Origin of the sequence: Dactylosporangium sp. CS-033363, from assembly GCF_050942475.1 — a bacterium.
Classification (GTDB): domain Bacteria; phylum Actinomycetota; class Actinomycetes; order Mycobacteriales; family Micromonosporaceae; genus Dactylosporangium.
This window is the reverse complement of record NZ_CP192032.1, coordinates 7,946,178-7,958,667: the sequence shown is the minus strand read 5'-3', so window position 1 is coordinate 7,958,667 and position 12,490 is coordinate 7,946,178. Positions and strand designations below refer to the sequence as shown.

General features: G+C 73.1%; 8 protein-coding genes. 4 read left to right on the top strand and 4 right to left on the bottom strand.

Annotated elements, in window-relative coordinates; translation table 11 throughout:
- Nucleotides 1-76: 76 nt before the first annotated feature.
- Nucleotides 77-427 carry a DUF6916 family protein gene (locus tag ACQPZ4_RS36850; protein WP_433046415.1) on the bottom strand — a complete coding sequence of 117 codons (351 nt, stop codon included), beginning with the start codon at nucleotides 425-427 and terminating at the stop codon, nucleotides 77-79.
- Between the two features lie 74 nt (nucleotides 428-501).
- Here ACQPZ4_RS36850 and ACQPZ4_RS36845 point away from each other — a divergent pair, with 74 nt between their 5' ends.
- Complete coding sequence (locus tag ACQPZ4_RS36845) at nucleotides 502-4,590, top strand: fibronectin type III domain-containing protein (protein ID WP_433046412.1); 4,089 nt, start codon at nucleotides 502-504, stop codon at nucleotides 4,588-4,590.
- Between the two features lie 162 nt (nucleotides 4,591-4,752).
- The gene (locus ACQPZ4_RS36840; protein ID WP_433046410.1) at nucleotides 4,753-6,306 is read left to right on the top strand and encodes a pectate lyase family protein; all 1,554 of its coding nucleotides are present in this window, start codon (nucleotides 4,753-4,755) and stop codon (nucleotides 6,304-6,306) included.
- Between the two features lie 27 nt (nucleotides 6,307-6,333).
- Here the strand turns inward: ACQPZ4_RS36840 and ACQPZ4_RS36835 are convergent, their stop codons facing one another.
- Nucleotides 6,334-7,155 carry an ion transporter gene (locus tag ACQPZ4_RS36835; protein WP_433046408.1) on the bottom strand — a complete coding sequence of 274 codons (822 nt, stop codon included), beginning with the start codon at nucleotides 7,153-7,155 and terminating at the stop codon, nucleotides 6,334-6,336.
- A gap of 11 nt (nucleotides 7,156-7,166) precedes the next feature.
- Nucleotides 7,167-8,111 (bottom strand): hypothetical protein, encoded by a 945-nt coding sequence (locus tag ACQPZ4_RS36830; RefSeq protein ID WP_433046405.1) that lies wholly within the window; start codon nucleotides 8,109-8,111, stop codon nucleotides 7,167-7,169.
- An 84-nt stretch (nucleotides 8,112-8,195) separates the two neighbouring features.
- Between ACQPZ4_RS36830 and ACQPZ4_RS36825 the strand changes: the two genes are divergently transcribed.
- Both ACQPZ4_RS36825 and ACQPZ4_RS36820 read left to right on the top strand, forming a co-directional pair.
- Complete coding sequence (locus tag ACQPZ4_RS36825) at nucleotides 8,196-8,633, top strand: hypothetical protein (protein WP_433046402.1); 438 nt, start codon at nucleotides 8,196-8,198, stop codon at nucleotides 8,631-8,633.
- A gap of 41 nt (nucleotides 8,634-8,674) precedes the next feature.
- Entirely contained in the window at nucleotides 8,675-10,690 is a 2,016-nt protein-coding gene (locus ACQPZ4_RS36820; protein WP_433046399.1) for a tetratricopeptide repeat protein, read from the top strand.
- Between the two features lie 66 nt (nucleotides 10,691-10,756).
- On the opposite strand, the gene ACQPZ4_RS36815 is transcribed toward ACQPZ4_RS36820, so the two are convergent.
- Entirely contained in the window at nucleotides 10,757-12,466 is a 1,710-nt protein-coding gene (locus ACQPZ4_RS36815; RefSeq protein WP_433046396.1) for a S8 family serine peptidase, read from the bottom strand.
- Nucleotides 12,467-12,490: the final 24 nt, after the last annotated feature.

Sequence of the window (12,490 nt, the reverse complement as noted above, 5' to 3'; positions counted from 1 at the left end):
ACCTCCGCAGGCTCCGGCGCCGGCACGAGGACCTGTGCTCCCTGATGAGCGGCCCCTCCACTCCGCTCCGGACCGCTCATGCCGCGCCGCGGTTCACGACGGCCTCGAGGCGCCCCGGGGTCGGGCCGATCGGGGCGACGAACAGGTCGACCGGCGCGAGGTCGGGGTGGCGCAGCCGGTACGTGCCCTCCGGCACCTCCGCGGCCGCGGCGAAGCGCAGCGCGAACGAGCGCTCGGTGCCCGGCACGTCCTCCAGCGTCACGGCGTGCCGCCCGCCCGAGCCGTCCACCGCCTCCAGCTCCAGCGCCTGCCCGGTCAGCGGCGCGAAGCGGGCCCGGCTCAGCGGCGGCAGGCTCGCCCGGGCCACGAGCGCGATCCCGGCGACGGCACCCACCCCGGCCACGAGCGTCTCTCGGCGCGACACCATCGGCGCTCCCTCCTTGGTTACCCAGCGTGCGCAGATTAGCACCGAACGTACGCGAATCAGCTAGATTCTGGACCATGAGGACCAGGGTGGAGCGGCTCGGCCGCGCCTCGGTGGCCGTCGTGCTCGCCGCCGTCGCCGGGGTCGCGTTCGCCCGCCCGGCGTACGCCGACACGCACGCGGTGACCACGACGCTCGACGTCGACGACCTCGGCGCCTGCGCGAACGCGGCGGTGACGACCGGAACCGGCTCCGACGGGCTGCTGTCGCTGCGCGAGGCGCTGTGCCGGGCCCGCAACGCGGGGACGGGCGCGGTCACGGTGCCGGCCGGGACGTACACGCTGAGCCTCGGTTCTTTGCTCGTCGACGGCGGCGCGGGGGCGGTGCACCTGACCGTGACCGGCGACGGGGCCGGATCGACCATTGTGGACGGCGGCGGGACCGACCGGGTCTTCAGCCTCGACCCGAGCGAGGCGGGCGACGTCCACGTGACGATGTCCGGCCTGACCGTGCGCAACGGCCGGCCGTCCGACGGCAAGGGCGGCGGCGGCATCCTCGCCGGGGCGCCCCGCGCGGCCACCCCGGACTCGCTCAGCCTGTCGGACTGCCGGGTCAGCGGCAACACCAACGACGTCTCGGCCAGCCGCACGAACGCGCCCGGCGGCGGGGTGGCCATGGCCGGCGGCAGCCTCTCGGTGCAGGACTGCACGTTCACCGGCAACGCGGCCGGCAGCAGCGCGGGCGGCGGCGTGTACTTCTCCGCCCAGCACGCCGCCGAGAACCTCGCCATCGCCCGCACCGTGTTCCGCGCCAACACGATGGCGAACGTCAGCCCGACCGGGCCGGGGGCCGCTGCCAACGGCGGGGCCGCGCTCGCCCTGCGCGCCGACGTCGCCGGTGGCGCGATGGAGGTCACCGACACCACGTTCGACGCGAACACCGCGACCGGCTCGGGCCCCGGAGCCGACGCCCGCGGCGGGGCGGTCTATGTCCAGTCGGGCGCCCCGCTGTTCACCCGCAGCACGTTCACCGCCAACACCGCATCCGGTACCGGCGGTGCGCTGGGCCTCGGCGGCGCGCTCTACACGGCGGTGAGTGCGAGCGTGACGTACAGCCGCATCACCGGCAACTCGCCCGGCATCCAGCTCGCCGGGGGCACGCTCGCCGCCACCCGCGACTGGTGGGGCTGCAACGCCGGTCCGGGCGGCGGCTCGGGCTGCGACGCGGTGGTCGGCGCGGGCGGCACCCTGAACGCGACGCCCCGGCTGCAGCTCGGCGTCGCGCTGGTCCCCACGTCGATCCTCGGCGGCGAGACGTCGACGGCCACGGCGAGCTTCCTGACCGACTCGGCCGGCGCGAGCGTCTCGCCCGGGCAGCTCGGCGCGCTCGCCGGGCGCCCGGTGACCTGGTCGGCGACCGGCGGCACGCTGTCGGACCAGCAGACGAGCATCCAGCCGGCCGCCACCGCCACGGCCACGTTCACCGGCACGTCGGCCGGGGCCGGCTCGGTGCAGGCCACCGTGGACGGCCAGGCGCAGTCCGGCGCGGTCACCGTGACCATGCCGCCGGCCGCGCCCACCATCGGCACGGCCACCGTGAACGGGCCGAACTCGGTCGCGGTGACGTGGACCGCCCCGCCCGGCACGATCGATTCCTTCACGGTGTACGGCACGGGCTCACCCGTCACCTGCCCGTCCTCGCCGTGCACGGTGAGCGGGCTGACCCCCGGCCAGTCGTACACGTTCACGGTCACGGCGGTCGCCGGCGGGCTGGAGGGCGCGCCGTCCGGCCCCGCGGCCGCGGTCACCGCGATCGACGTGCCGCCCGCGCCGGGCACCCCGGCGGCGACGGTGGCGGGCGACCGGTCGCTGCAGCTGACCTGGGCGGCGCCGGCCCCGCCGGTCACCGGGTACCAGGTCGAGTCCTCGGTGGACAGTGGCGCGTGGACGGTCGTGGCGGCCGGCCCGTGCGCGGCGCCGACCGGGCTGTCGTGCACGGTGGGCGGGCTGACGGGCGGCGGCTCGTACCGGTTCCGGGTCACGGCCCGCAACGCCGCCGGGCCGGGAACCGCGTCGGCGCCGTCGACCGCGGTGGTGGCCCTTGCTGCTCCGGACGCCCCGACCGTCGCCGCGGCCACGGTGAACGGGCCGGGATCCGTCTCGGTGACGTGGACCGCCCCGCCCGGCACCGTCGACTCCTACCGCGTCCACGTGTCGCCCGGCGGGTCCACGGTGGACTGTCCCGCCTCGCCGTGCACGGTGAGCGGGCTGACCGCCGGAACCGACTACACCTTCACCGTGTCCGCGCTGCGCGGCGGCCTTGAGGGAGCGGCGTCCACGGCGTCGGCCGCCGTGACCGCGCTGGACCCGCCCGCCGCTCCGGCCCAGCCGGCCGCGGTGGTGGGCGGCGACCGCGCGGTGACCCTGACGTGGGCGGCGCCGGCGGGAGCGACGGGCTACCGGGTCGAGGTATCGGCCGACGACGGCGGCTTCTCCGCAGTGTCCACTGGGGACTGCGCCGCGCCCTCGGGCCTGTCGTGCACGGTGAGTGGGCTGACCGCCGGGGTCTCCTACCGCTTCCGGGTCACTGCCCAGAACCAAGCCGGCTCTGGTACCGCCTCGGCCCCGTCGGCCGCGACGGTCGCGGTGGCCAGCCCGGGCGCGCCCGGCACCCCGGTCGCGACGGTCGGCGGGGACCGGGCGCTGCGCCTGACGTGGACCGTGCCGAGCGGACCGGTCACCGGGTATCGGGTCGAGTCCTCGGTGGACGGTGGCGCGTGGACGGTCGTGTCCACCGGGGACTGTTCGGGGATGGCGTGCACGGTGAGCGGGCTGACCGCGGGCGGCTCCTATCGCTTCCGGGTCACGGCGCTCAACCCGGCCGGCGACGGTACCGCGTCCGCGCCGTCGACCGCGGTGGTCGCCGTGGCCGCGCCCGCCGCGCCGGTCGTCGGGGCCGTGGCCGTCAACGGCTCGGGGACCGTGTCGGTCGCCTGGACCGCCCCGCCGGGGACCGTCGACTCGTACCGCGTGTACGTCTCCGGCGGGTCCACGGTGGACTGTCCCGGGTCGCCGTGCACGGTTGCGGGGTTGACGGCCGGCAGCCAGTACACCTTCAGGGTCTCGGCGCTTCGCAACGGCGTCGAGAGCGCGCAGTCCGGGGCGTCGGACCCGGTGGTGGCGCTGGCCGCGGCGAACCCGCCGGCCAGCCCGGGCGTGACGGCGGCCGACCGGGGCGCGGTGGTGACGTGGGTGGCGCCGGCGCCGGCCGCGGGGATCACCGGCTACACGGCGACCCTGCAGCCGGGCGGGGCGACCTGCTCGTCGGCCGGGACCACGTGCACGGTCGGCGGGCTGACCAACGGCACCGCCTACACGGTGACCGTGGTCGCGCACTCGCCGGCCGGGGACTCCGTTTCGAGCGCCTCGGCGACCGTGACGCCCGGGGTGGCACCGGGTGCGCCGGCGAGCGTGACCGCGGTGGCGGGCGTCGCCTCGATCACGGTGTCGTGGACGGCGGGCGCGCCGGGGTCGGGGATCGCCGGGTACGTCGCGACGGCCTCGCCCGGACCGGCCACGTGCGAGACGTCCAGTGCCGCGGACACGAGCTGCGTGCTGGGGGCGGAGGGCGGCAGGCAGTACACCGTGACCGTCGTCGCGAAGGGCGTGCACGGCGGCGACTCCCCGGCCAGCGCGCCCTCGACGAGCGTGGCGCCGACGACGCCGGCGCCGCCCGCGACCGTGCCCGACACGAACCTGACGCTCGTCACGGATCAGGGGCCGATCTCCTCCATCGAGGTCGGCAAGCGGATCGTGATCACCGGGACCGGATTCGCGCCGTACTCCACGGTCACCGTCACGATCTACTCGGCCCCGACGGTCCTGACGACGGTGACGGCGGACGCGAGCGGGTCGTTCTCGGTGCCGGTGACGGTACCGGCGGACCTGCCCGCGGGTGAGCACTCCTTCGTGGCGGTGGGCACCGATGCGAACGGGGCGCAGCACGCGCTGAAGCTCGCGCTGACCGTGGCCCCGGCGGCCGCGGTGACCAGCCCGCCCGCTCCGTCGGGCACCCTGCCGGTGACCGGACTGGCGCTGATGCACCTGGTCCTGACCGGGCTGGCACTGGTCCTCGCGGGCGCTTGGCTGAGGCGCCACTGCAACTAGTTGCATGAAAATTTCAGGCCGGAAATGCCTTCAAATCCGGACACTGCTTGCCCGTCTATAGACACCGTCCTATGCTCCGGCGTCAGGAAAGCGCTTTCCTAGCGGCCGCCGCCAACGGCTCGCCGGGCACCCCATGGCGCTGCAGACGAAGGTGAGGCGAGGATGAGGCGAGCAGTCGCATGGCGACTCCTGCCGGTGCTGTCCGCGATGGCGGTCGGCGTCGGGGTCGTCGTGGTGCAGGCGATGCCCGAGGCGTCGGCCGCGACCGGCGGCGTGACCGGCTACGCCACGCAGAACGGCGGCACCACGGGCGGCGCGGGCGGGCAGGTCGTGAGGGCCACCACCGGTACCGCCATCCACCAGGCCCTGTGCGGCCGGGCCAGCAACAGCACCCCGATCGTCATCCAGGTCGAGGGCACCATCAACCACGGCAACACCAGCAAGGTCTCCGGCAGCTGCAACACCGCCGCCGACGTGATCGAGCTCAAGGACATCAGCAACGTCACGATCATCGGCGTCGGCGGCGGCGCGATCTTCGACCAGCTGGGCATCCACATCCGCAACTCGCGGAACATCATCATCCAGAACGTCACCGTGCGGAACGTGAAGAAGTCCGGCTCGCCCACCTCCAACGGCGGCGACGCGATCGGCATGGAGAGTTCGGTCAGCAACGTCTGGATCGACCACAACACGCTGTACGCGTCCGGCGGCGAGGACCAGGGCTACGACTCGCTCGTCGACATGAAGGCCGGCACGAACTACGTGACCGTCTCGTACAACACGCTGCGCAACTCCGGCCGCGGCGGGCTGATCGGCTCCAGCGACAGCGACACGGGCAACGGGCCGGTGACGTTCCACCACAACCTGTACCAGAACATCGACTCCCGCACGCCGCTGCTGCGGGCGGCCACCGCGCACATCTACAACAACTACTACCTCGGGTTGACCAAGTCCGGCATCAACCCGCGCGACGGCGGCAAGGCCAAGGTCGACAACAACTACTTCAAGAACTCCGCCGACGTGCTCGGCACGTTCTACACCGACCTGATGGGCTCCTGGCAGGTCAGCGGCAACATCTTCGACAACGTCACCTGGAGCGCGCCCGGCACCGAGAACCACCCGGCCGGCCCCAACCCGACGTCGAACACGAGCATCAGCATCCCGTACTCCTACGCCCTCGACCCGGCGTCCTGCGTCCCGGACGTCGTGTCCCGCACGGCCGGCGCCGGCACGGGCCTGCAGGTCTCGAACGGCAGCTGCACGCCGACCAGCCCGACCGGCGGCACGACGGCCACGCCCACGTCGGCCCGGCCGACCACGCCGCAACCGACCACCCCCTCGCCTACGAGCGGCGGCACCAACCTGAGCATCGGCGCCGGCGCGGACGGCTCGAGCAAGGCCAGCGGCACCAGCTACGGCAACGTCGTGGACGGCAACACCGGCACGTACTGGTCCCCGAGCGGCACCACCGGCCAGATCTCGGTCAAGTGGAGCTCGGCCACGTCGATCTCCCGCGTCACGATCCGCGAGGCCTCGGGCGCGACCGGCAACATCCGCAACTGGCGGCTGCTGAACGCCGACACCGGAGCCGTCCTGGCCTCGGGCACCGGCATCGGCACCGTCACGTTCACGCGGACGTCGCTGAAGAAGGTCACGCTCGACATCACCAGCGCCACGGCCGCCCCAAGGGTCGCCGAGTTCGAAACCTACGCGTAGCGGTTCCGGCCCCGGGGCCTCGTCTCCCTAGCGGGACGAGGCCTCGACCGGTTCGCGCCCGCGGGACTCGGCGTACTCGCGCTCCAGGTCCTCCAGCGCCGCCCGCAGCACCGCGAGCCGCTGCTCCATCCCGTCCCGGACCGGCTGCTTCTCCGCCTGGTGCGCCTCCTGCAGCGCGTTGAGCACGACCCCGACGAGCAGGTTGGTGAGCAGGTACGAGGCGGCGATCATGTACGACAGGTAGTACAGGACGCCCCACTCCGTGACCTCCCGCCCGGCCCGCAGCGTGTCGGTGATCCCGTCGAGGGACAGCAGCAGGAACAGGCTCAGCATGGCCTGCCCGACGGTCCCGTACTGCTCCGGGTAGGCGGCCCCGAACAGCATCCAGCCGACCATCGCGTACCCGTAGAGCACGAGCAGCGTGATGAGCAGGAAGCTGCCGAGCCCCGGCAGGCTCCGCTTGATGCCGATGAGGATGATCCGCAGGCTCGGGAACAGCCGGAACGCCCGCACGATCCGAGCGAGCCGCAACAGCCGCAGCAGCGTCACGTTCTCACGCACGCCCGGGACCAGCGGCGCCAGGATGATCGCGAGATCGAACAGGTTCCACTTGTCGCGGGTGAAGCCCTTGACGTTCGCCCCGAACCGGATCAGCAGCTCGATGGAGAAACAGGCCAGGAAGCCGTACTCCAGCACGTGAAAGACGTTCCCGGCCCGATCGACGACGCCGTGGTACGTTTCGAGCCCCAACGTGGCCGCATTGAGCACAATGACGGCGAACGAGGCGGCGTTGAACCACGGCGCGGCAACGAGCGCCCGGCAAGCGGCCGCCACCCGACTCCATTCCACGGGGCGCGAGCCTACACAGCGCGCTTGCGGCCCTCGATGTCGCGGGGCCCGTAGGTACGCAGACCTGCGACCCACCGCGCGTGCACGGTCCGCACCTCGATTCCACCTTTGCCGGCGGTGATTGCCTCGCGCATCATGGCGAGGGCGATCGCCTGCCCCGGACACCGGTGCGGGCCGTGCCCGAACGCGACATGGCCGCCGGGTGAATCCGCGCTGGCGGCGGCGAGGGAGAGCAGGACGGTCTGGCCCTGCTCGATGTCGCCCAGGTCCTCGATGGCGAACCGGCGGAACGCTGTGGTCTGCGGGGTGTGGCGGCGCAGGGCCTCGTCCGGGTCCCCGGTGAGCAGCGCGGCGGCGACGGCGTTCACGCAGATCTCGTACCACACGAACAGCAGGTAGAAGGTCATCGCGCTGGTCTCGCCGGGGCTCATCGGCCCGAGGGCGAGGTCGATGTCCTCGACGAGCGCGACCATCGCCGGCAGGGTGTCCCGGCCCCGCTCGCTGCGCAGCAGGTCGCCCGCCCAGGCCAGGTACCGCTCGCGGAGAGGTTCGGCCAGTCCCAGCCACGCTGCAGTGGCGGCGGCGACGTACGGGCCGGCGAAGTCGCGTACCAGGTCGAAGCGCTCCGGCAGTTCGGCGAGGGTCGTCTCGGCGGCGGCGCGGAACAGGGGTCGCGCCCGGCGGGCGGCGGCCTCGTCCATTCGCGGCGCGATGAGCCGCCGCAGCCGCCGATGGTCGTCCGGCTCGGCGCTGATGATGTTCTCGCGGAACGCCGGCGGCAGGTCGTAGCCGCGGTAGTCGTCCCCGCGCGCGTGGCGGGGACAGGCGGACAGCTGCGGCGAGCTCAGCGCCGCCACCACGTCGGCGCGGCGGCGCACGACCCAGGCCGGCCCATCGGCGGTGGCGACGCGGATCGGATCGCCCGGCGTACGGATGTCGATGGGCCCACGGTACAAGGGCGGAACGCGGGGCCCGAACGGCGCGGAGTCGTACCCGGTCGACGGCGTCACACGTTTGGCGGACCTGACTACGTTGTGGTGATGGATGCGGAGCTGGTGGCCCTGGCGTCGAGCGCGGCGACGGCACTGGTCGGGGCGATGGCAAAGGACGGCTGGCAGGCGGTGCGGGCCGGGGTGGCACGGTTGCTCGGCCGCGGCGACGCCCGCGCGGAGCAGGCGGCACTGGAAACCCTCGACGAGGACGCGGCCGGGCTGCGTCCCGGCGGCGAGGCCGAGGTGACCGGGGCGTGGGCGGTGCGGCTCAAGGACTTGCTGCGGGCCGACCCTGAGGCCGCGGCCGCCTTGCGTGACCTGCTGACCCCCGACGGCGGCGGTGCGGTGTCGGCATCAGGTTCCGCGCTGGCGGCGGGCCGGGATGTACACGTACAGGCGGCGTACGGCGGCGTCGCGGCCGGCACGATCCAGGGGCCGGTGACGACGACCGCGCACCCTACGTCGCCGGGAACGGGCGAGGTCTGACCGTTCCCGGGGTTGTACCCAGGCCACGACCGGATACGGCCGTGATTGCGGCTGATCGCGGCGGTGTCGCGGTCGGCTCCGTGGTGTATCAGCGGCGGACGGCCGCCGGAGCGCCGCTGCGCCTGGATCCACGGCCGGCGCAGGTGGTGGGCCGGGACGAGCTGCTGGCCGAGATCGCAACCCGGTTCGACGGAGTCGCCGGTCCAGTGCCGGTGGCGCTGTGCGGTCTGGGCGGCGTGGGCAAGACGACGACGGCGCTGGAGTACGCCTACCGGACGCTGCGCGGATATGCGCTGGTGTGGATGTTCCACGCTGAAGATGCGACGGCCCTGCTGGCCCAGTTTCACGAGCTGGCCGAGCTGCTCGACCCGACCGGGCTGCTGGAACAAGCTGATCCGGTGGCCCGGGTCCATGGAGCGCTGGCGCGGCAGCCGGGACGATGGTTGCTGATCTTCGACAATGTGCGGGACCACGCGGCGATTCGAACGTGGCTGCCCCCGCACGGCGCCGGTGATGTCCTGGTCACGACCCAGGACGGGCACTGGCCGGCCCTGCAGGCGGTCGAGGTCGGCGGGCTGAGCCCGGCAGTGGCAGCGCAGTTCCTCCTCAACCAGGCCAGAGAGTACGACGTCACCTCCGCCCGGGCGATTGCGGCCCAACTGGGCGAGTTGCCGCTGGCCTTGGCGCAGGCGGGGGCGTTCGTGGTCTCCACCGGGCGGACCCTGGCCGAATACCTCGCATTGCTCGAGCAGGACCGGGCCGGGCTGCTGACACGGGGTGCCCCGACCGCGCACCGGCTGCCGGTGGTCGCGACGTGGCGGCTGGCGTTCGACGACCTGGCGAAGACGAGCCCGGGGTCGATCGCGTTGCTGCGGCTGCTGTCGTGCCTGGCCCCGGAGGACATCCCGTTCCGGCTGCTGCTGGCCGGGCCGCTCCCGGCCGCCGTTCCAGGTGCGGTCCGGGCCGAACTCGAGTGGCTGCAGGGCCGCTTCGGCCTGGACGACGCGGTGGCGGGCCTGCGCCGGAACAGCCTGATCGGCCCGCCGAGCGGCGTCGTGTCCGTCCACCGCCTGGTCCAAGCGGTGACGCTGGACGAACTGCACGAGCCTCGACGAGCGGCGTGGCGGGCGGCCGCGGCAGCGTTGGTGCAGGCCGCCGTCCCCGCCGACGTGATCGTCCGCGACACCTGGCCGGCCTGTCTGGCATTACTGCCGCACGCGCTGCTGGTCGCCGACCTGCTCGGCGACCCGATGCGGCGGCTGGCCCTGTCGCTGGAGCACGCCGGGGACTACAGCACCGCCTGCCGGGTGGGGCAGATCATCAGCGACGCCCACCACGCCACGCTCGGCCCCGAGCACCCTGACACGCTGAACGCCCGCGCCACCCTCGCCAACTCGACGGGAGACGCGGGAGATGCGGCGGCGGCCCGGGACCAGTTTGCGGCGCTGCTGCCGGTGCGGGAGCGGGTGTCCGGCCGAGAGCACAGCGACACGCTGACGGCCCGCGCCAACCTCGCCTTCTGGACGGGATTTGCGGGCGACGCGACGGCGGCCCGGGACCGCTATCTGGCGTTGTTGCCGGTCCTGGAGCGAGTGTTCGGCACCGAGCATGCGGACACGCTGACGGTCCGCGGCAACCTCGCCTACTGGACGGGCGCGACTGGAGATGCAGTGGCGGCCCGGGATCAATATGCGGCGTTGCTGCCGGCGCGGGAGCGGGTCTCCGGCCCGGAGCACCCAGACACGCTGAACCACCGTGGCAACCTTGCCAACTGGACGGGAGACGCGGGCGATGCGGCGGCGGCCCGGGACCAGTTTGCGGCGTTGCTGGTGGTGCGGGAGCGGGTGTCCGGCCCGGAGCACCCGGACACGTTGGCCGTCCGCGCCAACGTTGCCCACTGGACGGGCGTGGCGGGAGATGCGGCGGCGGCCCGGGACCAGTTTGCGGCGTTGCTGCCGGTCCTGGAGCGAGCGTGTGGCCCGGAGCACCCGACGACGCGGACCGTCCGCGCCCACCTCACCGGCCCGGGCCCCGATGCCGAGGGGCGCGGAGCATGAGGACGGCCCCGGAAACGGCGGAGCCGGGGCCACCCCGAAGGGCGGCCCCGGCTCCAGGGGCGGTGCTTAGTGGCGCTCCCACCACATGTGCGCGGTGACGGCGGCGTAGGCATCCACGATGCCGTGGCCGTAGAAACCGTTGAACTGCTTGCTGCCCTCGCAGTACGCGTCGAACTCGGGGTCGCGCCCCACGTCGACGTACGAGACCAGCCGCGGCGTCGGGCACGCGTGCTCCGCTGCCGTGGTCGTCAGGATGTACTCGACCTTCCAGGGCTCCAGGCCGAAGCCGTTGCGCCCCTCGCGTTGGCCGTGCGCGCTCACGATCAGCGCGGCCACGCCCGCGGCGTGCGGGGAGGCCATCGAGGTGCCCTGCAGGTAGGTGTAGTACCCGCACTGGCCGACCGCGTTGCACTGCTTGAAGACGGAGTCGGCGAACTCCGGCAGGACGTTGCCCGCCTCATCGACCGAACCCTCTTCCTGCAGCACCTTCTTCGGGTACGTGGACAGGATCTCGTTGCCCACGGTCCGATAGGTGTCCGTGCCCAGGCCGTCCCGGAAGTAGCCGCCGGGGGCCGAGACGGTGGCCCGCTCCACCCCGTAGTCGGAGTAGTCGGACTTGTTCAGCGACGGGCCGAGCGCGGTCACGCTGATGACGAAGGGGCCCTCCGTCGGCAGGTCCCAGCACGTGCTGTTGTCGACCGGCCGCTCGTAGGCGACGTCGGCCGGGTAGTCCGGGCTGGAGATGTCCGGGCGCGGCTTGCCCTTGTCATCGTGGTTGTTGCCCAGCGCGCTGACGAGCGTCACGCCCTTGTTGTGGGCGTAGGTCAGGGCGCGGAACATCGCCTTGATGGTGGTGCGCTGCTCCGCCTGCGCGGCCGGGGAGTCGGCCGGGTTGGCGACGCAGTTGAACAGCCACGGGTCGACGTAGAAGGACATGTTGACCACGTCGATGCCGTTGTTGGCCGCGTGGACGAGCGCGTTGACGGTGGGCTCCAGGAAGAAGTACCCGGAGTCCTGGCCGCCCTTGAGCTCGACCAGCGACACGTTCGGGGCGACACCCGAGACGCCGAGGCCGTTGGCCGCCGCGCCGATCGTGCCGGCGACGTGCGTGCCGTGGCCGCCGTCGTCGGTGCCGACCGGGTCGAGGCAGCTCGCGACCTCACACGGGCCGTCGATGTCCGGCATGTCCTTGGCGAAGTTCTTCGACAGCGCCCAGTTGAAGTTCGGGGCGATGTCGGGGTTCGACGCGTCCACACCGGTGTCGAGAATGCCGACGGTCACGCGCTTGTCGCCCGCGTTGACCTTCCGGGCCTTGTCGGACCGGACGGTGGTGAGGCCCCACAGCTTGTCGTCCAGCGGGTCCATGCCGGCCGTGGCCGGCTTGCCGCCGCCGCCGTGCTTGCGGGCCTCCTTGGCGGCCTGCTGGGCCTCGCGCTCGACGTCGCCGGCCTGCTCCTTCTTCGGAGCCTTGCCGATGGCCGTCTTGTGCGTCGCCCCGACGAGACCGCTCTGCGCCGAGGCCTTCTCGACGAAGCCGGCCTGCGGCGCGACCACCGTGTACATGCCCACGGCCTCGTTGCTGCCGGTCACCTTGCCGCCGGCCCGGGAAATGGCGGCGGTGGCGTCGGCGGCCGAGACGTTGTCATTGGCCACGACCGTGTACTCGGTCGTCGCCGTACCCTCCGCGTTCGCCGGTGTGCCCACCAGACTCGCCGCGGTCAACGTCAGCGTCGCGGTCAGCACCGCGGCGCGGGTGATGCTACTCGTGCGTCCCACAAAACCTCCCTGGTCGGGGAATGT